Annotated in this window: 18 protein-coding genes; 4 read left to right on the plus strand and 14 right to left on the minus strand. The window is 65.9% G+C overall.

The window, feature by feature from the left end; translation table 11 throughout:
* Both AWB81_RS29540 and treY read left to right on the plus strand, forming a co-directional pair.
* The coding region (locus AWB81_RS29540; RefSeq protein ID WP_200822573.1) for a 4-alpha-glucanotransferase at positions 1-312 on the plus strand (312 nt) is incomplete at its 5' end.
* Positions 309-3,203 carry a malto-oligosyltrehalose synthase gene (treY, locus tag AWB81_RS29545; RefSeq protein WP_062640231.1) on the plus strand — a complete coding sequence of 965 codons (2,895 nt, stop codon included), beginning with the start codon at positions 309-311 and terminating at the stop codon, positions 3,201-3,203. The genes AWB81_RS29540 and treY, both read left to right, overlap by 4 nt.
* Here treY and AWB81_RS29550 read toward each other — a convergent pair.
* A complete protein-coding gene (locus AWB81_RS29550) occupies positions 3,200-4,564 on the minus strand; it encodes a hemolysin family protein (RefSeq protein WP_062640233.1) in 1,365 nt (454 codons plus the stop codon). The two genes, treY and AWB81_RS29550, sit on opposite strands and share 4 nt — an antisense overlap.
* A 135-nt stretch (positions 4,565-4,699) precedes the next feature.
* On the minus strand, positions 4,700-5,824 hold the full coding sequence (locus tag AWB81_RS29555; protein ID WP_327372691.1) for a sensor histidine kinase: 1,125 nt from the start codon (positions 5,822-5,824) through the stop codon (positions 4,700-4,702).
* 253 nt (positions 5,825-6,077) lie between these two features.
* Here AWB81_RS29555 and AWB81_RS29560 point away from each other — a divergent pair, with 253 nt between their 5' ends.
* Both AWB81_RS29560 and AWB81_RS29565 read left to right on the plus strand, forming a co-directional pair.
* A complete protein-coding gene (locus AWB81_RS29560; RefSeq protein WP_062640235.1) occupies positions 6,078-6,419 on the plus strand; it encodes an FKBP-type peptidyl-prolyl cis-trans isomerase in 342 nt (113 codons plus the stop codon).
* A gap of 10 nt (positions 6,420-6,429) precedes the next feature.
* Positions 6,430-7,182, plus strand: a complete 753-nt coding sequence (locus tag AWB81_RS29565; RefSeq protein ID WP_062640237.1) for an AraC family transcriptional regulator — start codon at positions 6,430-6,432, stop codon at positions 7,180-7,182.
* A gap of 57 nt (positions 7,183-7,239) precedes the next feature.
* Here AWB81_RS29565 and AWB81_RS29570 read toward each other — a convergent pair whose 3' ends face one another.
* The 12 genes from AWB81_RS29570 to AWB81_RS29625 all read right to left on the minus strand — a co-directional run bounded on the left by AWB81_RS29570 (position 7,240) and on the right by AWB81_RS29625 (position 20,905).
* Positions 7,240-8,430, minus strand: a complete 1,191-nt coding sequence (locus AWB81_RS29570) for an O-succinylhomoserine sulfhydrylase (RefSeq protein ID WP_062640239.1) — start codon at positions 8,428-8,430, stop codon at positions 7,240-7,242.
* A 260-nt stretch (positions 8,431-8,690) separates the two neighbouring features.
* The gene (gene purF, locus AWB81_RS29575; RefSeq protein ID WP_062640241.1) at positions 8,691-10,238 is read right to left on the minus strand and encodes an amidophosphoribosyltransferase; all 1,548 of its coding nucleotides are present in this window, start codon (positions 10,236-10,238) and stop codon (positions 8,691-8,693) included.
* Between the two features lie 138 nt (positions 10,239-10,376).
* Positions 10,377-10,901, minus strand: a complete 525-nt coding sequence (locus AWB81_RS29580) for a CvpA family protein (RefSeq protein WP_062640243.1) — start codon at positions 10,899-10,901, stop codon at positions 10,377-10,379.
* A gap of 14 nt (positions 10,902-10,915) precedes the next feature.
* Positions 10,916-11,791: an SPOR domain-containing protein gene (locus tag AWB81_RS29585; protein ID WP_062640245.1), complete on the minus strand. Its 876-nt coding sequence runs from the start codon at positions 11,789-11,791 to the stop codon at positions 10,916-10,918.
* A 51-nt stretch (positions 11,792-11,842) separates the two neighbouring features.
* A complete protein-coding gene (folC, locus tag AWB81_RS29590; protein WP_062640247.1) occupies positions 11,843-13,153 on the minus strand; it encodes a bifunctional tetrahydrofolate synthase/dihydrofolate synthase in 1,311 nt (436 codons plus the stop codon).
* A gap of 88 nt (positions 13,154-13,241) precedes the next feature.
* The gene (gene accD / locus AWB81_RS29595) at positions 13,242-14,114 is read right to left on the minus strand and encodes an acetyl-CoA carboxylase, carboxyltransferase subunit beta (RefSeq protein WP_062640249.1); all 873 of its coding nucleotides are present in this window, start codon (positions 14,112-14,114) and stop codon (positions 13,242-13,244) included.
* Between the two features lie 55 nt (positions 14,115-14,169).
* Positions 14,170-14,973 (minus strand): tryptophan synthase subunit alpha, encoded by an 804-nt coding sequence (gene trpA / locus AWB81_RS29600; RefSeq protein ID WP_062640251.1) that lies wholly within the window; start codon positions 14,971-14,973, stop codon positions 14,170-14,172.
* A 93-nt stretch (positions 14,974-15,066) separates the two neighbouring features.
* Positions 15,067-15,948, minus strand: coding sequence for a DNA-methyltransferase (locus AWB81_RS29605; protein ID WP_062640253.1), 882 nt, complete (start codon positions 15,946-15,948; stop codon positions 15,067-15,069).
* 11 nt (positions 15,949-15,959) lie between these two features.
* The gene (gene trpB / locus AWB81_RS29610; RefSeq protein ID WP_062640255.1) at positions 15,960-17,153 is read right to left on the minus strand and encodes a tryptophan synthase subunit beta; all 1,194 of its coding nucleotides are present in this window, start codon (positions 17,151-17,153) and stop codon (positions 15,960-15,962) included.
* 50 nt (positions 17,154-17,203) lie between these two features.
* Positions 17,204-17,872, minus strand: a complete 669-nt coding sequence (locus AWB81_RS29615) for a phosphoribosylanthranilate isomerase (protein WP_062640257.1) — start codon at positions 17,870-17,872, stop codon at positions 17,204-17,206.
* The gene (gene truA / locus AWB81_RS29620) at positions 17,869-18,672 is read right to left on the minus strand and encodes a tRNA pseudouridine(38-40) synthase TruA (protein ID WP_062640259.1); all 804 of its coding nucleotides are present in this window, start codon (positions 18,670-18,672) and stop codon (positions 17,869-17,871) included. Before truA ends, AWB81_RS29615 begins: the two co-directional genes overlap by 4 nt.
* 1 nt (position 18,673) lies before the next feature.
* On the minus strand, positions 18,674-20,905 hold the full coding sequence (locus AWB81_RS29625; protein ID WP_087135276.1) for a FimV/HubP family polar landmark protein: 2,232 nt from the start codon (positions 20,903-20,905) through the stop codon (positions 18,674-18,676).
* Positions 20,906-20,996: the final 91 nt, after the last annotated feature.

The following is a 20,996-nucleotide window of genomic DNA, read 5'->3' on the forward strand; positions in this document are numbered from 1 at the left end:
TTCCAGGACGCCGGCGTCGCGCCGCCCGACGTCACCGCGCCGCCCGTCGAGAGCGCACCGGTCGACGAAGCGCTCGCGTTCGTCGCCGCGACGCCTGCGCCGCTCGTCACCTACCCGCTCGAAGACCTGCTCGCGCTCGCGGACCAGCCGAACCTTCCCGGCTCCATCGACGAGCATCCGAACTGGCGCCGGCGCCTCGTCGCGCCGGTCGACGAACTGTTTCTCGACGATGCATTCGCCGACCGGCTGCTCGCCGTCGCCAGCGCACGCGAGCGCTCCACGCTGAATCCACCACCGACCGAAACACCATGACCGTACCGCGCTCCACGCTCCGGCTGCAGCTTCACAAGGGCTTCACCTTCGACGACGCCGCCGCTCAAGTCGACTACTTCGCCGCGCTCGGGATCAGCCACGCGTACGCGTCGCCGATCACGACGGCGACAAGCGGCTCGACGCACGGCTACGACACCGTCGACTACACGCGTGTGAACCCGGAACTCGGCGGCGAGCAAGCGCTCCGGCGCTTCGTCGAGAAGCTGCGCGCCCACGAGATGGGGCTGATCGTCGACGTGGTGCCGAATCACATGGGCGTCGGCGGCTCGGAAAACGAGTGGTGGCTCGATATTCTCGAATGGGGCCGGCACGCGACGCACGCGCGCTTTTTCGACGTGGACTGGCATTCCCCCGATCCCGCGCTGCGCGGCAAGGTGCTCGCGCCGTTCCTCGGCGCGTCCTACGGCGAGGAACTGCAGGGCGGCAAGATCAAGCTCGCGTTCCGGCCGGACGAAGGGCGGTTCGTGATCGAGTACTACACGAACACGTTCCCGGTCTGCCCGGTCGACTACCCGTCGATCCTGCAGGAAGCGCCCGAACTCGGACAGCGCTTCACTGGCCTCACGACCCAGCCTGCCGACCAGCCGAGGGCCGCCGATGCGCGCGCCGCGCTGGTGACGCTCGCCGCGACCGAAGGCGGCCAGGCGGCGATCGCCGCGACGCTCGCCGCGCATTCCGCCGATTCGCCGCAAGGCCGCGAGCGGTTGCACCGTCTGCTGGAGCGCCAGCACTTCCGCCTCGCGTGGTGGCGCACCGCTGCCGACGAAGTCAACTGGCGGCGTTTTTTCGACGTCAGCACGCTCGGCGGGGTGCGTGTCGAGCGTCCGGAAGTGTTCGAGGCGTCGCATGCGCTGATTTTCCGGCTCTTCACCGAGGGCCTGATCGACGGCGTGCGCATCGATCACGTCGACGGCCTCGCCGAGCCGCGCGAATATTGCCAGCGGCTGCGCCAGCGGCTCGAAGAACTCGCGCCGCAGCGCCCGCCCGCCTTGCAGCACGGCAACGGGCGGACGTATTTCGTCGTCGAGAAGATCCTCGCGCGCGGCGAGCCGTTGCGCCGCGACTGGCAGGTCGACGGCACGACCGGCTACGACTTCATGAACGACGTCGGCGCGCTGCTTCACGACCCGCGCGGCGCCGAGCCGCTCGCGCAAGCCTGGGCTCAACTGACCGGCCGCAGCGCCGAATTCGCCGACGAAGCGCTCGTCGCGCGCCGCAAGATCCTGGCGGAAAACCTGTCGGCGGAACTGGATCGCGTGGCGCGTGCGCTGCACCGGATCGCCCGCGACGCGACCACCACGCGCGATTTCACGTTTTCATCGCTGCGCCGCGTGGTGGGCGAACTCGTCGTGCAGTTTCCGGTGTATCGCATCTATCCCGTCAACGCCGTGCGCAGCGCCGAAGACGAGCCTTATTTCTCGCAGGCGCTGGAAGCCGCGCGGGCCGTGCTGTCGCGGGCGGATCACGTCGTGCTCGATCAGGTCGCGCAGTGGCTCGGCGGCAAGCTCGCTGACGAAGCGCCCGTCGCCGACAAGCCGCGCGACCGCGCCGCGGAGCGCGGACGCGACCGCGACCGGAACCAGGCGGCGCAGCAGCAGAACGTGCCCGGCGCGAGCGGCTCGCAACGGCGCAGCGCGCAGACGCTCTTCTCGCAACTGACGTCGCCGGTGGCCGCGAAGGCGGTGGAGGATACGGCTTGCTATCGGTATGGGCGGCTTTTGTCGCGCAACGAAGTGGGCGCCGATCCGGGCGAGTTCGCGTTGTCCGTCGACGAGTTTCACGAGACGAACGCCGAGCGCGTGAAGTCGTTTCCCCACGCGATGCTCGCCACCGCGACGCACGATCACAAGCGCGGCGAGGATGTGCGCGCGCGTATTGCCGCTTTGAGCGAAATCCCGAAAGAATGGGCGACGACGCTGCACAACTGGTCCACGCTTAACACGCCGCTGCGCCGGATGCTCGGCGGCGACGACGCCAACTGGGCGCCCGGTCCGGATGCGGAGGCGATGCTGTATCAGACGCTCGTCGGCTGCTGGCCGCCCGATCTCTCGCCGGGCGACGACGCCGGCGTGAAGGAACTGGCCGAGCGCGTTGCGCAATGGCAACTTAAGGCGTTGCGGGAAGCGAAACTGCGCACGAGCTGGTTCGCGCCCGACGAGGCCTACGAAAAGGCCTGCCGCGACTTTCTGTTCGACATCGTCGCGCCGCAGCGACGCGACGGTTTCCTGCGCGAGTTGCCGGAATTCGCCGCACGCATCGCGCGGGCCGGGGCGATCAACAGTTTCCAGCAGACCCTGCTGCGGCTGACGTCGCCGGGCGTGCCCGATCTTTATCAGGGTACCGAACTGTGGGACTTCAGTCTCGTCGATCCGGACAACCGGCGCCCCGTGGATTTCGAGAAGCGGCGTGCGTGGCTGGCGGAAGGCGAGGAAAAAGGTCCGCCGTCGGAGCAACTGGCGAACTGGCGCGACGGACGCGTGAAGCTCGCGCTCGTGCGGCGCTCGCTGGCGTTGCGGCATCACGCGGCGTCGCTGTTCGCGCAGGGCGAGTATCTTCCGCTCGAAGTGACCGGCGAGCACGCTGGTCGCGTGATCGCCTATGCGCGGCACGCGGGCAGCGCGTATGCGATCGTCATTGCGACGCGGCTCGCGGAGCCGCTGCTCTCGAAGGACGGCGACGTGCCGCTCGTCGAGCCGGCACGCTGGGGCGATACGGCGGTGATCCTGCCCGATGCGCTCGGCTCGCGCGCGCTCTTCGACTGGATGAGTACTGGAGCGCCGAAGGCGGAGGGACAGCGTCTCTTCGTGCGCGATACGCTCACGGCGATGCCGGTGGCGCTGCTCGTCGAGGAAGGGGTGCGCTCAAGCTAGTCCGCCTCCTCCAGCGCCTCCTCGCGCGGATACACCCGCACGAGCACGATCCGCGGCCCGTTCATCTTCTTCACGACGATATCGAAGCGGTCGAACTCCACACGCTGGCCTTCGCTCGGCAGGTCGCCGAGCGCGTTGATCACGAGTCCGCCCACCGACTCCGCGCGCCCCTCGTCGATATCGATGCCGAGCGCCCGCTCCAGCGACACCACCGGCAAGCTGCCCTTGCCCATCAGCGTGCCGTCGTCCATGCGCGACCAGTCGGCGTCGCCCTGGCGGAACTCGTCGTGGATCTGCCCGACGAGCGCGCCGAGCAGGTTGTCGAGCGTGAGGAAGCCGATCGGCTTCGAGCCCTTGCGCCCGACCAGCGCAAAATGCGGTGCGCCCTTGCGAAAGCGCCGGAACAGTTCCAGCGCCGACAGGCCCGGCGACACGTACTGCACCGGGCGCGTGTATTTTTCGAGCTTGTCGACCTTGACCGTCTGCTGCTTCGGAAAGCCGAGCGTGATGCCGCGCCCCTCGCTCTCCCGCGCGAGCAACAGGTCTTTCAGATGGATCATGCCGAGCACGCGCTCGCCGGATGCGTCGGCGAAAAGCGGATAGCGGCTGAAACGATGGCGCGCGATGACGGCAAGGTTGTCGCGCATCGGCAGGTCGTTGCGCAGGCCGATCATCTCGTGCGCCGGCCGCATCAGGTCCGACACCGTCATGCGGCTGAAATCGAGCGAATGCGCGATGGTGTTCCACTCGTCCGCGTTATACGACGACGCGCCGCCAAGCCGCGGGCCGCGCAGGATCAGCTTGAGCTCGTCGGTGGAATAGTGTGCGTCGTGGCCGTGCTCCGCCGACAGCCCGAACAGGCGCAGCACCGCGTTCGCGCTCGCGTTCAGCACCCAGATGAACGGATACATCAGCCAGTAGAAGCCGTAGAGCGGCATCGCGAGCCAGAGGCCGACCTGTTCGGCACGGCGGATCGCCCACGACTTCGGCGCGAGTTCGCCTACGACGATATGCAGGAACGAAATGACGGAAAACGCGAAGAAGAGCGAGATCGAGTCGATGAGCTTCTCGGAATCGATGCCGAAGAGCGCGAACAGGGGATGCAGCAGCGTGGCGAACGCCGGTTCGCCGATCCAGCCGAGCCCGAGCGAAGCGAGCGTGATGCCGAGCTGACACGCGGAGAGATACGCATCGAGCTGCCCGTGGACCTTCGCGAGCAGGCGGCCGGGCAGGCCATTGGTTCGCGCGATGGCCTTGACGCGCGTCGCACGCAGCTTGACGAGCCCGAACTCCGCCGCAACGAAGAAACCGTTCAACGCGACGAGCAACATTGCGCCGATGAGCGCGACAACCTGAGCCAAAGCAACTCTCTCCGGAAATGGAAAGCGTCAGTATATGGGCGTAAGGCGGTGCGAGCGTAAGACCGGCCTAAGTTTCCGGCCGGTTTCGCCCGCTGCTGCATCGTGCGCACCGCTCCCGGGTCGTCTTGCGCGCCGCTACATGCCGGAGAGCGGCACGCGCAGGTTCATCGATACGGCCGCGCCGTCGATGACGTCGGCGTGGTCGAAACTGCCGCCGTGCGCCTCCGCGACCCGCTTGCAGAGCGCGAGTCCCCACGCGATGCGCCCTGCCTCGCGCGGCTGAGTCGCCTGCCGGCGCGCAAATGCTTCGAGCGCATGCGGCAACTGCTTGTCGACGAGCGCAGGCGCCGACACCGTGTAGCGCACTTCCGTGCGCCACGTGCTGCCTTCCACCTGGCTCGCGAGCACGACCGAGCCGCCGCGTGCGCTCGCTTCCGTCGCGAACACGAGCATCAGCCAGATCGCCTGCGTTAGACGTTCGGCGTCGCCTTCGGCCTGTTCCTCGGCGAGCGGCGAATCGACGCTCAGCGTGACGCCGCGCGCATTGGCAAGGCTCGCGCGCGCGAGCGCCGCGCTGTGTTCGATGAGCGGCCGGATCGCGGCAGGCGCAAGCGACAGTGCGAGCGTCTTGGTTTCGGCACGCGTCGTATCGACGGTCTGCTCGATCAGCTTCACCTGCTGCTCGACGCCCGAGCGGATGCCGGCGAGTGCGCGCTGCGCAGCCGGATCAGCGGCGTCGATCTTGCGCTCGAGCACGTAGCCCCAGCTGTGAATCGCGTTGAGCGGCCCGCGCAGATCGTGCGACACCACCGAGAGCACGTTGTCGCGCATGAAGAGCGCCGCTTCCGCCCGCAGGTGCGCGAGACGCTCGGCGTTCGGTTCGCCCGGCGCGGCGGCGCTGCCACCCGGCCACACGATCAGCGTGACGGTGTTGCCGCCCGGCAGCGCGAGAATCGTGAAGGTGCGCGTGAGTCCGCCATCCTCGATCGACGCCTGCGCGCGCTGCGCGCCGTTGGCGTTCTGCGCGGCATCCGCGGCGGCCGAGAGCACCGCGATAAGCGGTTTCGGCAACGCGGTGTCGCCGAGCGCGCGGCCTTCGAGCGTCTGTGGATCGATATCGAAAATGTGGGTGAAGACAGTGTCGGCGCTGACGCAGCGCTGCGCCGCATCGAGCACGAGCACGCCGTCGTTTCCGACGGCCGGTGCATCGCGAAATGTCGCGTGTTCGGGTTCGAGCGCGCCGCTAAAAGACGTTGTCACAGTCGGTATCCTTGCTGGTTCAAAGTTGCCAGGCCTTTTTCAGGACGCAAAAGCATTATATGTGAGCCCATGCCGGTCTAGAGCCATCAGCGTGACCGCGAATCGAGCATCTTTTTTCGAGACAGGGCACCGGGAACGCGAGCAAGTGCCGTGCGCGCTCGCCTCGGCCGATAGGACCTACAATACCGGTTCCAAAACACCGGAACGCCGCAGCGGGAAACCGCCCCGGCGCCGGATCAACCAGGGAGCATTCATGTCGACTGTCACGACCGATTCGGGCCTCAAATACGAAGACATCACCGTTGGCGAAGGCGCGGAAGCCGTCGCCGGCAAGACGGTGAGCGTGCACTACACCGGCTGGCTGACGGACGGCCAGAAGTTCGATTCGAGCAAGGACCGCAACGATCCGTTCGCCTTCGTGCTGGGCGGCGGCATGGTCATCAAGGGCTGGGACGAAGGCGTCCAGGGCATGAAAGTGGGCGGCGTGCGGCGCCTGACGATTCCGCCGCAACTCGGCTACGGCGCGCGCGGCGCGGGCGGCGTGATTCCGCCGAACGCAACGCTCGTGTTCGAAGTCGAATTGCTGGACGTCTGAGTTCGATGGCATGACGCGCGCGCCGCTCTTCGCCCCCTCCGTCACGCTGCGCCGCTACGTTGCGGTGCAGGCGTCGGACGTGCACGATTTTCATCAAATCGTGCTCGGTCTCGACGGCGAGATGGACATGGCCGTCGAAGGGCGCGAGGCGCGCATCGATTGCCGCGGCGCGTGGATCGTTCCGGCGGGCGCACGCCACGACTATTCTGCTGCGGGCGAAAACCGGCAACTGGTGCTCGATCTGCCCTTCGCGTCGGTGGCGCTGCCGGAGCGGTTCTTCGAGCGCGCGCGCGCGATCGATGTCGATCCGCTTGTCATGCGGCTCGTGCGGAGCGTCGCGTTGCAAGCGGATCACGCCGATGCCGCCAACGCGCGCTTCGCCTGGCAGGCCGCGACGCATCTCTGCGGCGCGCTGATGTCGGACGTGCGTCTCGACGAAGCGCGCGGGCTCGACTTCGCGCGTATCGACCGGTGGCTGCGTAAGCATCTGGCAGAGCCGCTGCGCATCGCCGATCTCGCCGCGCATTGCGGCTTCGGCATGCGGCGGTTCCATCAGCTCTTCTGCGAAGCGTTCGGCGAGACGCCGCATCGCTATCTTCAGCGCCTGCGCCTCGACGCGGCGCTCACGCTGCTCGCCGACCCGCGCGAGACGCTTACCGGCATTGCGCTGACCGTCGGTTTCGCCGATCAGAGCGCGTTCACGCATGCGTTCACGAAACGCTTCGGCATTGCACCGGGGCAATGGCGCACCGGCAAGCACTGAAAAAAATGGCGCGATATTTCTATCGCGCCAGCGCTTTGACGAGCCGTGAAAGAACGGTCAGCCGTTCAGCCCGCGCTCCAGATCCGCGCGGATGTCCGCCACGTTCTCAAGCCCGACCGCGAGCCGGATCAACCCTTCCCGAATCCCCGCCGCTTCGCGCACTTCGGGCGTGAGACGCCCGTGCGTGGTCGTCGACGGATGCGTGATGGTCGTGCGCGTGTCGCCGAGATTGCCGGTGATCGAGCAGACCTTCGTCGAATCAATCACGTGCCACGCGTTCGCGCGCTGTTCCTCGCGCGTCGCGCCCTTCAGCTCGAACGACACGATCGCCCCGCCCGCCTTCTGCTGCTTCTTCGCGATCGCGTATTGCGGGTGCGATTCCAGCCCCGGATAAAACACGCGCTCGACGGCCGGATGGGTTTCGAGCCAGCGCGCGATTTCCAACGCATTCGCCGACTGTTTCTCGACGCGCAACGACAGCGTTTCCATGCCCTTCAGCAGCACCCACGCGTTGAACGCGGAGAGCGTCGGGCCGGCGCTGCGCACGAACGGGAACACTTTCTCCATGATGAACTGCTTCGAGCCGACGAGCGCGCCGCCGAGCACGCGTCCCTGGCCGTCGAGGAACTTGGTCGCGGAATGCATGACGACGTCCGCGCCGAGCTTGAGCGGCTGCTGCAGCGCCGGGCTGCAAAAACAGTTGTCGACGACAAAAAGCGCGCCCACCGATTTGGCGATCTTGCCGATCGCTTCGATGTCGGCGACTTCGGTCAGCGGGTTCGACGGCGTTTCCAGGAAGAACATCTTCGTCTCGGGACGCACGGCGGCCTTCCACTCGTCGAGATTGGTCGGATCGACGAAGGTGGTCTCGATGCCGAACTTCGAGAAGATCTGCGTGAACATGCCGACGGTCGAGCCGAACAGGCTTTTGGAACTGACGAGGTGGTCGCCCTGCTGCAGCGCGCACATCACGACCGACATGATCGCGGCCATGCCGGAAGCCGTCGCCATGCACGCCTCGCCGCCTTCGAGCGCAGCGAGCCGGTTCTGGAACATCGAAACGGTCGGATTGGTGAAGCGTGAGTAGGTGTACGCCTCTTCCGAGTTCTTGAAGCGCTCGGCGGCCTCGGCGGCGCTCGAAAAGCAGAAGCTCGACGTGAGGAAAATCGCTTCGGAATGCTCGTTGAATTCGCTGCGCAGCGTACCGGCGCGCACGGCGAGCGTGTCGAAGTTCAGGTTGTCGTCCATGTTCGTTGGTTTCCCTTCGTTGTTCCTGCCCTGCTTTCACCGAAAACAGGGCGCAAAAAAGCCCGCTTGTGCGTCGACAGAAGCGGGCTTGTGCGGAAAAAGCTTGGGCGGCTGTTCGCGATTGAGCAAGGCCACCGTTTCGCTTTAGCTGTTTGGGGTTCACGCCGATGAAGGCCGTGCCCCGCGTCCGCAAGCTGATCTCAAATCGACGCAAGTCCCGATGCTAACACGATGCGGGCCTCGCCCGCATCGTGCACGGCTCACTCCACCGACAGTTGCAGGTGCAGTTGCGAACGCGCCATGCCGCCTTCCTGCGCTTCGCTCGCGGCGTCGCGGTCCGACTGCGACTGCGGTGCGAGACGCGCCGTCTCGATCCGATCGAGGTAATCGGTCGTCACGTCGCCGGTGATGTAGTTGCCGTCGAAGCACGAAGCCTCGAATTCGCCGAGCGCCGGGTTGATGTCGCGGATTGCCTGCTTCAGGTCTTCCACGTCCTGGTACACGAGGTAATCGGCGCCGATCATGCGGGCCACTTCGTCGTCGCTGCGACCGTGGGCGACGAGTTCGCCACGCGTCGGCATGTCGATGCCGTAGACGTTCGGGAACTTCACCGGCGGCGCAGCCGAGGCGAAGATCACCTTGCTCGCGCCGGCATCGCGCGCCATTTGCACGATTTCATGCGAAGTCGTGCCGCGCACGATCGAATCGTCGACGATCAGCACGTTCTTGCCCTTGAACTCGATTCCCATCGCGTTCAGTTTCTGGCGCACCGATTTCTTGCGCACCGCCTGGCCCGGCATGATGAAGGTGCGGCCGACATAGCGGTTCTTGAAGAAACCCTCGCGATATTCGACGCCCAGCTTCGCCGCGACCTGCATTGCCGCCGGACGCGACGAATCGGGAATCGGCATCACGACGTCGATCGGCACGTCGGGCAGCACGCGCTTGATCTTCTCGGCGAGGTAGTCGCCCATGCGCAGGCGCGCGTTGTAGACCGGCACGCCGTCGAGGCACGAATCCGGCCGCGCGAGATACACGAGTTCGAAAATGCACGGATTCAGCGACGGCTTGTCGGCGCATTGCTGGCTGTGCAGGTTGCCGTCGTTGTCGATGAAGATCGCTTCGCCCGGCTCCACGTCGCGCACGAACTCGAAGCCGATGCCTTCCACCGCTACCGATTCCGACGCCACCATCCACTCGACGCCCGTAGTCGTTTCCAGCTTGCCGAGCACGAGCGGGCGAATGCCGAACGGATCGCGGAACGCGACGAGCCCATAGCCCGCGATCAGCGACACGATCGCATACGAGCCCTTCACGCGCCGGTGCACGCCCGAAACCGCCTTGAAGAGCGCCGCCGGATCGAGTTGCAGGCCCGAGCTCGCGAGTTGCAGCTCGTGTGCGAAGACGTTGAGCAGCACTTCGGTATCCGACGCGGTGTTGATGTGCCGGCGGTCGATGCGGAACATCTCGTCCTTCAACTGCAGCCAGTTCGTCAGGTTGCCGTTGTGGGCGAGGATCAGGCCGAACGGCGCGTTCACGTAGAACGGCTGCGCTTCCTCTTCGCTCGACGCGGAACCGGCCGTCGGATAGCGCACCTGGCCGATTCCCACGTTGCCCGGCAGGCTGCGCATGTTGCGCGTGCGGAACACGTCGCGCACCATGCCGTTGGCCTTGTGCATGTGGAAATTGTTGCCGTTCGCCGTGGCGATGCCGGCGGCGTCCTGACCGCGATGCTGCAGGAGCAGCAGGCTGTCATAGATGAGCTGATTGACGGGGCTTTGGGAAACTACACCTACGATGCCGCACATGGCATGTCCTTCAAAGAGTCGAAACGGGTCCAGAGGCGGTGTCGGAACGACGGATGCGCGATAGCCGGCGGAACCGGTGTCGGGGTCGCATCGGCAGCGCGCCGAGCCGTCGCGGTTCCTCGTGTAGCCAGCCTCGAATTACTGCGCGGTGTCCGGAACGGTGTCCGGCGCGATGCGCACATACGCGGCGAGCGTAGCGGGAAGCAGCGGTTTCAATTCGCGCACGCCTTGCTCGGCCGCGGGCCTGAGCAACGCATTGCGCCAAAAATCCTTTTGCGGCAGCTCGGTCAGACCGGCAAGGGCGACCAGCACCACTACCAATATAGCCCCTCTCGCGAGGCCGAACAGCAATCCCAGCGACCGGTCGACGCCCCTGAGGCCCGTGACCTCGGTAATTCGCGTCAAAAGCGCGGATAACACGCTCGAAACCAGCAACACGGCGCCGACCACCAGCAGAAACGCGACGACCCACTGCGTCAGCGCACCGCCGGGCCAGGTCGCCGGAATGTAGGGCACAACGAAGCCGACGAAATGCCCGGCGATCAGAAGCGCCGCGATCCAGCCGATCAGGCCGAACGCTTCGGCGAGCAGGCCGCGCCACATCCCGCGCATCGCGGACAGCCCGATCACGGCCATCACCGCGTAGTCGAAACTCGTGAACATTGCGTCGCGTTCGCCTACTTGCCCGTGCCGCCGCCGAGCCCGGCCTGGCGCACCTTCACGAGCGCCGCCGATGCCGCCGCGCGGTCCGCGAACGGTCCGGCACGCAAAAGCGCGCGCGTGGAGCCGTCGGCCTGCTTGCGATGTTCCACATATGCGGGCACTCCCGCCGCCTTCAACTTGGTCACCCAGCTTTGGGCGGCGGCTTCGTCGTCGAATGTGCCGATCTGCACGACGAAGCGGCTTCCTGCCGGCGACGACGGCGTGTTGGCGGGGCTCGCCGCCGGGTTTGCGGCTGCAGTGCCTTCATCTGCTTCCGCCGGCGCCTTCGGGCTCGGGCTCGGGCTCGCGACCGCCGCGGGCGGCGTGGCGGCCTTGGGTTTCGCTTCAGCCTTGGCTTGCGGTTTCGTTTCCGCCGGTTTCGGTTCCGGTTTGGCCTGCGCGGCGGTCGCCGTGCCGGAGGCGGGCTTCGATTCCGGCGCCGTCACGCCTGCGGCCACGTTATCCGATGCGGCGGCGGGGCCGTCCGGCGCGACGCCCGCTTGCGTGTCGGCGTCGGTCGGCTCCTTGCTGGCGGGCTTCGCAGCCGGCGCCGGGCGATTCGGAATGTCGATGGCGATGTCGTCGGTGACGGGCTTCGGGCGCGAATCGAGCACCATCGGCAGGACGATCACGGCGGCGAGCACCAGTGCGACCGCGCCGACGAGCCGCCGGCGAGCGCGCTGCTTTTCAGGAAGCGTGGGGTCGAGCATCATCGCGTCGGCGTCGGGACGCTCGGTGCGCCGGGTCCGGCGCTCCGTGCGGACGGTGTGACGCGTGCCGCGCGAGGAGTCGGAATATGCGTCGCGACCGTCAGGTGCGTCGTCTTTCTTGCCGAACGAGAAAAGTCCCATGTATGGCTTGGTGCGAGAGGCTAGCGGTCGCCCGTCTTAGGGCCGTCCGTCTCAGTGATGCTGCGATTTCCGGTAGGCCATCACGCCGGCCACCGTATAGAAACTTCCGAAAACCAAAATTCTATCATTTTCGGACGCTCTCTTTACTGCATCCTGAAAAGCTGCGGCCGGCGTTTCGAACTGTGAAACGCTGCTGTCGGGGCCGTCCTCGACACCTGCTTCGCGCAACGCCGCTTCGAGCGCTTGCGTCGATGCGGCGCGCGGCGTCGGCAGCGAGGTCACGTTCCAGTGGTCGATTTCGCCCTTCAGTTGCTTGACGACGCCTTCGACGTCCTTGTCGCCCATCGCGCCGAACACGGCGTAGGTGTACGGGAAGAAGCCCATGTTGCCGAGGTTTTGCGCGAGCACGGCGGCGGCGTGCGGATTGTGCGCGACGTCGAGAATGATCTGCGGCTTGCCCGGCAGCACCTGAAACCGCCCGGGTAATTCGACGTTGGCGAGCCCGAGCCGAATGTCCTGGGCCGACACGGGAATGCGGTCGCGCAGCGATTCCAGCGCGGCGAGCGCAGCCGACGTGTTGATCAGCTGATTGGCGCCGCGCAGCGCCGGATACGCGAGCGCCGAGCGACGCTGCGAACGGCCGATATAGCTCCACTGCTGGCGCTCGTTGCCGGGCTGCGCCTCGTAACGGAAATCGGGCCCGACCAGCCACAAATCCGCGCCGATGGCCTGCGCGTGGTCGATCAGCGTCTGCGGCGGGCTTGGGTCGCCGCAGATGGCGGGCTTGCCCGCGCGGAAGATCCCGGCCTTCTCGAAGCCGATTTTTTCGCGCGTATCGCCGAGATAATCGGTGTGATCGATGTCGATGCTGGTCACGATCGCGCAATCCGTATCGACGATATTGACCGCGTCGAGCCGCCCGCCCAGGCCGACTTCGAGGATCACGGCGTCCAGCTTGCGAGACGCGAAGAGACGCAGGATCGCGAGCGTCGTGAATTCGAAATACGTCAGCGAAACGGGTTCGGGCAGGCTCGTGCGCGCCGCCTCGACTGCCTCGAAGTGTTCGAGCAGCTCGGCATCGGTGGCGTCCGCGCCGTCGATGCGCGCGCGCTCGTTGAACGACAGCAGATGCGGCGACGTGTGACATCCCACGCGATAACCCGCGCGCAGGAGAATCGTCTCAAGGATCGCGCAGGTCGACCCCTTGCCGTTCGTACCACCGACCGTGATCACCGGGCAGTCGAAGGACAGCCCGAGCGCGTCTTTCACGCGTCCGATGCGCGTCAGACCCATGTCGATGCCGACCGGATGCGCGGCTTCGAGGTGGGCGAGCCACGCGTCGAGGGTGGGAAAAGTGGTCATTTGTCTCGAAATCAGAAAAAACGGGCGCCAAAGCAAAACGCCGCGCGGAACCTGGCGGGTTCGCGCGCGGCGCCGGGATCGCCCTGTCTCAGGCGACCGAGTCGGCCGGCTGCCGTGTCATAAGCGCCATCAATTGCGCGAGTTCTTCGCGCATCGTGCGCCGATCCACGATCATGTCGATGGCGCCCTTCTGCATCAGGAATTCGGCGCGCTGGAAACCTTCCGGCAATTTCTCGCGCACGGTCTGCTCGATCACGCGGGGACCCGCGAAGCCGATCAGCGCCTTCGGCTCGGCGATCACGACGTCGCCTAAAAACGCGAAACTCGCGGAAACACCGCCCATCGTCGGGTCGGTCAGTACGGAGATGAAAGGCAGCCTGGCGTCGGAAAGCTTGGTCAGCAGCGCGGTTGTTTTCGCCATCTGCATCAGCGAAAGCAGGCTCTCCTGCATCCGGGCGCCGCCCGAAGCAGTGAAGCAGATGAACGGCACGTTCTGTTCGAGCGCATTGCGCGCGCCGCGCACGAAGCGCTCGCCGACTACCGAGCCCATCGATCCGCCCATGAACGAGAACTCGAAGCATGCCACCACCACCGGCAGCGTATGGATCGCGCCGCCCATGACGACCATCGCGTCGGTTTCGTCGGTGTCTTCCATCGCCTCCTTCAGGCGGTCCGGATACTTGCGGCTGTCCTTGAACTTGAGCACGTCGACCGGCAGCACTTCCTGGCCGATTTCATAGCGGCCTTCCGGATCGAGCAGGCCGTCGAGCCGTTCGCGCGCGCCGATACGCATGTGATGGCTGCACTTCGGGCAAACGTGCAGGTTCGCCTCGACGTCGTTGCGATACAGGACCGCTTCGCACGCTGGACACTTGATCCACAGGCCTTCCGGGATGCCCTTGCGGCTTTTCGGATCGGTTTGCTTGATCTTCGGCGGCAGCAGTTTGTCGAGCCAGCTCATCGTTATTCCTTCCCTTTATTCGGCTGTCGCGACCCTCGGAGCCGCGACAGCGAGTTTATTTTGCAGAGTCGAGCGCCGTGCGGATTTCAGCGATGAAGCGCGTCAGCGACTCGGCGGCCGTATCGGGCGATGCCTCTTCGAGCAGTTGCACGAGCCGGCTTCCGATCACGACGGCATCCGCGATTTCGCCGATCGCGCGGGCCGTTTCGGCATCGCGGATACCGAAACCGACGCCCACCGGCAGGGACATATGCGACTTGATGGCCGGGATTTTACTCGCGATGCTGGAAACGTCCAGATTTGCCGAACCGGTCACGCCCTTGAGCGACACATAATAGACGTAGCCGCTCGCCACCTTGCCGACCGCGGCAATGCGCTCGTCGGTCGAAGTGGGCGCGAGCAGGAAGATCGGATCGATGCCCGCCTGCTGCATCGACTTGCCGAATTCCATCGATTCCTCCGGCGGATAATCGACGACCAGCACGCCGTCCACGCCCGCTTCCTTCGCCGCCGCGGCGAAAGCCTCGGCGCCCATGCGTTCGATCGGATTCGCGTAACCCATCAGCACCACGGGGGTCTTGTCGTCGGTTTCGCGAAAGCGCTTCACGTCCGCCAGAACGTGTTTCAGCGATACGCCGCGCGCCAGCGCGCGCTCCGACGACCGCTGGATAACCGGGCCGTCGGCCATCGGATCGGAAAACGGCACGCCCAGCTCGATCACGTCCGCGCCGCCTTTGGCCAGCGCGTGCATGAATTCGACCGTCTGCTCCGGATTCGGATCGCCGGCCGTGATGAACGGGATCAGCCCTTTTTTGCCCTGCTCGGCGAGCGCCGCAAAAGTATTCTTGATACGGGACATGAGAATTTTCTCGGTAATCGTTGATGCGTTGATGCGTTGATGCCGGAAGGCGCGGTCGATCGCGCTTTCCGGCAGATCAGCGACGCACAGACGTTATTCGGCTTCGGTGGCAGGGCTTTTCGCGGGCTCGGCGTGTGCAATTTCCGCTACGGCGCTGGCCGGCGCGAGGCGGACGACTTTCGCCCCGGCGACGCGTTCTTCAGCAATCGCGCAGTAATCGGCATTGATCTCGTAGCCGGTGAACTGGCGGCCCTGGCGCGCGCACGCGACCGCCGTCGTGCCGCTGCCCATGAACGGATCGAGCACGCGGCCGCCCGGTGGGCAACTCGCGAGCACCATGCGCTCGACGATTTCCAGAGGCTTCTGAGTCGGGTGATCGACGCGTTCGGCGTGTTGCCGATGCAGCCGCGACACCGACCAGACATCCTTTGGATTATAGCCAAGCTCCAGCCACTTACTCCCTTCGAACAGTTTGCGCGAGCGCGCCTTCTTGGTGACTGCGTCGTAGGGGATGCGCACCGGATCGAGATCGAAGTAGTAGTCCCTCGATACCGCGAAATAACCGATGTTATCGTGCACTGACGAATATTTGCGCGTCGTTCCGCCCATGCTCGGCACGCGCCGGTCCCAGACGATCTCGTTGACCATCATCAGCCGGCGCTTGAGGAACACGAACAACTCGGGCGAATACTGCCAGGTGCAGAAGATATACAGCGAACCGCTGGGCTTGAGCTTCGGAATCACGAGGTCGAGCCATGCATAGGTCCAGTCGAGGAAAGCCTCACCCGAGAGCATGTCGGAGTCGTTGCCGTAGTTCTTGCCCAGGCCATAGGGCGGGTCCGCCACGATCAGGTCGATCGAGGCGTCCGGGATGTTCACTGCATCGATCAGGAAATCGCGGTTGCGAATGTCGATGTCGGGTTTGCCCTGCTGCAGGGCGCCCACCGACAGCGATTCGTCGATCACGTTGCGCATCGTCCGGGCGCTCAGAACTGGATGCCCGATCGCTCGGCGACCGTATGCATGTCCTTGTCGCCGCGGCCCGACAGATTGACAAGCAGCACCTTGTCCTTCGGCAGCGTCTGCGCGAGCTTGGCGCCGTAGGCGAGTGCATGACTCGATTCCAGCGCGGGAATGATACCCTCGATGCGGCAGCATTCGTGGAAGGCCTTGAGCGCTTCTTCGTCGGTGATGCCGACGTATTCCGCGCGGCCCGCGTCCTTCAGCCACGCGTGCTCGGGGCCGACGCCCGGATAGTCGAGGCCCGCGGAAATCGAGTGTGTCTCGATGATCTGACCGTTCTCGTCCTGCAGCAGGTACGTGCGGTTGCCGTGCAGCACGCCCGGACTGCCGCCCATCAGCGAGGCGGCGTGGCGGCCGGTGTCGATGCCGTCGCCGGCCGCTTCCACGCCGATCAAACGCACGGCTTTATCGTCGATATAGGGATAAAAGATGCCCATCGCATTCGATCCTCCACCAACGCAAGCGATCACTGCGTCCGGCTGACGACCGGTCATCTCGGGCATCTGCACGCGGCATTCGTCTCCGATCACGCGCTGGAAGTCGCGCACCATCATCGGGTACGGGTGCGGGCCCGCGACCGTGCCGATGATGTAGAACGTGTTTTCGACGTTCGTGACCCAGTCGCGCATCGCCTCGTTGAGGGCGTCCTTGAGCGTCTTCGAACCGGACTCGACGGGGATCACCGTCGCGCCGAGCAGCTTCATGCGGTAGACGTTGGCGGCCTGGCGGCGCACGTCTTCCGAGCCCATGTAGACCACACATTCCATACCGAAGCGCGCAGCGATCGTGGCCGTGGCGACGCCGTGCTGGCCGGCGCCCGTCTCGGCGATCACGCGCGGCTTGCCCATCTTGCGCGCGAGCAGCGCCTGGCCGATCACGTTGTTCACCTTGTGCGCGCCGGTGTGATTCAGGTCCTCGCGCTTCAGATAAAGCTGCGCGCCGCCGAGCATCTCGCTCCAGCGCTTCGCGTGATAAATCGGCGACGGCCGGCCGACGTAATGCTTCAGCTCGTATTCGTACTCAGCGATGAAAGCGGGGTCTTTACGAGCGACGTCATAGGCGTCGCGCAGTTCTTCGAGGGCGTGGATCAGCGTTTCGGAGACGAACACGCCGCCATATTGGCCAAAATGGCCTCTTTCGTCGGGTAAATTGTACATTTGTGTCACTCTCTCGGTGTACGTGGCGGTACTGTGCCGCCACGTTCGATTCACCCGGCGTCCGCCGCGCGCACTGCGCGTACGAACGCCGCCATGCGGGCGTGATCCTTCACGCCCTTGGCGCCCGGCACTTCGATGCCGCTGGAGACATCGACTGCGAAGGGGCGCACTCGCTGGATTGCATCAAGGACGTTTTGAGCGTTCAACCCACCACTCAAAACGGCCTGATGCCCGAGATCTGTTGGGATAAGTGACCAATCGAATACCTTTCCACCGCCGCCGTAGCCGTCGACGAGCGCGTCGAGCAAAAGGCCACCGGCTGCTGAATATTTGAACGACGATTCTACCAAATCGGCTGCCGTCGCATCAGGTCCAACACGCACCGCGCGCCAATAGGACAAACCCGCAATTGCAGCCAGTTCAGCGCATTGCTCGGGGGTTTCGTCGCCGTGAAACTGCAGCAGCGACAAACGCACCTTCGACGTCACCTCGCGCACCCAGTCCGCGCTCGCGTTGACGAACAATCCCACCGACGACACCAGCGGCGGCACGTGACGGGTGAGTTCGATTGCCTGCTGCACGCTCACCGAACGCGGGCTTTTCTCGTAGAAGACGAAGCCGACCGCATCGGCGCCGAGCGCGACGGCGTGCTGCACGTCTTCCACTTTCGAAAGGCCGCAAAGCTTGATGCGTGTGCGATGGAGTGTCGGGTCGTTCATGTCGGGTCTGCCCAGACAGCGCTCCACGGCATGCTGCCGAGATGGGGCGCCGGTACGGCGAAGTTTTCAGGATAACCGACCTCGGCGAGATAGAGGCCGTCGGGCATGAAGGTCGGCGCGGCAATCTTGCGGTCGCGGGCGTCGAGCACTTCGGCCATCCACGACGCCGGATGCCGCCCGCGGCCGATCGCGACGAAGCACCCCATCAGGTTGCGCACCATGTGATGCAGGAACGCGTTCGCGCGAAAGCGGACGTGAATGAAATCGCCCTGTTCGCGGATGTCGATCTGGTGAAGATGCTTGACCGGTGTCTTCGACTGGCAATCGGCGGCACGAAACGACGAAAAGTCGTGCTCGCCGATCAAAACCGGCACGGCTTCACGCATCGCGTGAACGTCGAGCGGCGTGTGGACCCAGCCGGTGCGGCCAGCGAGCATCGGCGAGCGCACCGGATTCACGTACAGCACGTAGTAGTACGTGCGCTCGAACGCGGCGAAGCGCGCGTGGAAATCGTCGGGCATCGGTTTCGCCCACTGCACCGCGACAGTCGGCGGCAGAAACGCGTTCGTGCCGCGCACCCAGGAGAACGGCGTGCGGTCGAGACTGGTGTCGAAATGCAGCACCTGGCCGAGCCCGTGGACGCCCGTGTCCGTGCGGCCCGCGACAACCGTCGAGAGGCGCGTCTGCGCGAATTCGGCGAGTGCGCGCTCGAGCGCGTCCTGCACCGTGTTGCCGTGCGGCTGCGATTGCCAGCCGCAAAACGCCGACCCCTCGTACTGAATGCCTAACGCGATCCGCATGTCAGGAATGCGGCGCGAGCGTCGACAGGAGTGCTGCGGCTTGCTGGCGCGTCGCGGGATCGTTCGAGTCGATCACTTCCTGCAAAAGCGTGCGCGCGCCCGACAGATCGCCGAGATCGATATATTCCGCAGCGAGTTCGAGCTTGTTGCGCGCGATGGTCGCGATCTGCTCCGGCGTGAACGCGGGCAAGGGTTCGGTCTGGCTGGACGGCAGATCGACGCTGAAATCGAGACGCATCGGGCCAAACGGCGATGCGCCAAGCCCCGCCACCGACGCCGGTCCGGCCGTTCCCGACTCGATTTCCTGCGCAGCGAAAGGCGGCTTGGCTGGATCGGCGACCGGTTCGGACTGGCGCTGCAGGACCTCCGTTTCCGCGACGGGTTGCGGTCTCATCGGCTCGGGTTCGATTGAAGGCGCGATGTCCGGCGCGGGTGCGGCGTGCGGTTCGACGAGCGGTTGCGGCGTGACCGGCTGTGCCACGGGCGGCGGCGCGGACGACAATTCCCGGCGCGGCGGCAAACCGAGGTCGAGCGAACCGAGCGCCTCGATCGCCTCCCGCGGGAATTTCGGTTGCGGGAAACGAGCGGCAGGCGTGGGTTCGTCGTCGTATTCTTCGGCGGCGGCGGGTTCGGGCTGAACAACCGGCGTCTCGTGGATTGCGGGTTCTTCCGGCGGCCGTTCCTGCGGAAGTTCCGGAACGAGATGCGACTCCTGCGCCGCAGGTTGAACGGCTTGCGCCTGCCGCGCGGCGGCTTCGAGTTCCATTGCGGTCTGGGCACGGCCGTCACGCTCGGTCGCTGCACGGGCGTCCTCAGCTTGCGCCTCGCGAGTGCGCCGCTCCATTTCGCCGGCCCGCTCTTCCCATTGCGCTTCTCTCGCAGCGGCGTCCTGGGCGGCGGCATCTTTGGCCGCCGCCTCGCGCGCGGCGACGTCGCGGGCTTCCGCTTCGCGCGCTGCTGCTTCTCGAGCCTCGGCTTCCCGCGCTTCCACGGCTGCTGCTTCTTTCGCTGCCGCTTCCTTGGCCGCGGCCTCACGCTCCGCCGCTTCCCGAGCCGCTGCTTCACGCGCGGCCGCCTCGCGCGCGGCGGTTTCCTGCGCCTCGGCCTCGCGTGCCTCCGCTTCCCGGGCCTCTGTCTCCGCCTCCAGCGCGGCGACTGTCGGCAACGGCGGGACGAAATCGCGATGCCGTGCCGCTGGCGCTTCCGGCATGAACGGCGCCGGACGCGGCGCGGGTTCGCGCGCAAGCGCGGAAGCCGAGTCCGCAGCGGCCTGAGGGACGCTTGCCGATGCAGCCTGCCCGGCGTCGGCAACGGGACGCGGCTCTTCGTCAGTCGGCGTTTCGAACGATTGAGCGGCGTCGTAATCTTCCATGCTCGCCGCCACCGCATTCAATTCGGCCTCGTCGCGCTGCACGGCGGCGCCGTCGAGACTCCCGGCGGCCGCGCTACCAACGACGGGCGTCACGGGCGGAGTCGCATCGCGCGAAACAGCATCGGACTCCGGAGCGCGGCGTCGCTTCGACGCGCGCAACGCAAACAGCGCGAGCAACACGACCAGAACGCCAACACCCGCAATGATCCCCGTCGAACTGCTGCGGGGCGCCGTCGCGGGCGCCGGGGCTGGTGCAGGAGCCGGGACGCTGTCCGGCATCGCCGCGGAAGCGGCGGACGTAGCGATGGCCTCGGACGCCGGAGCCGCGCCGGCGACGGCCGACGCTTCGCTCACACCCGGCACCGGCTCGACGGCCTGCGTCGCGGCAGCCGCACTCGCGGTCGGAGCGGGCGTGACGGCTTCAGTGGATGCCGGCGCCTGAACCGCCGCACTCTCGGCAGGCGCCGAAGCAGCCGCACTCGCCGCAGCCGACGCCGACGCCGCGCCGACATCCACAGCGGGCACCGTCAGCACCGACCCGAGCCTGAGCCGACTGGGGTCCTTGCCCATGAACGCGTTGGGATTCGCGTCGAACAATGCACGCGCCATCTTTTCGCGGGTCGCGCGGTCCTTCGATCCAGTGAGTTCGCCCGCGATGTCGTTGAGCGACTGGCCCGGCTTCACGGCGTATTGCGCGCCCGCGGCCACCGACGATGCCGCCTCCGACACCCCCGCAGCACCGCTGGCCTGCGCCCGCGCATCGCCCGTGTGCGTCCCGGCGAACACGCACGCGGCGCCGAGCAAGGCCGCGAACGCAGCGCGTGACGAAGGGACGATAGGCCGACGGTGTCGAAGGGTCATTGAGGCTCCAGGCGCGTCGATGAAAGATAAACAGCGGGAAAAAGCGAAATCGGTCGCACAAAACAAAAAGCGCCGCGGAAAACGCGACGCT

It is taken from the genome of Caballeronia arationis, from assembly GCF_001544975.2.
In the GTDB taxonomy this organism is placed as follows: domain Bacteria; phylum Pseudomonadota; class Gammaproteobacteria; order Burkholderiales; family Burkholderiaceae; genus Caballeronia; species Caballeronia arationis.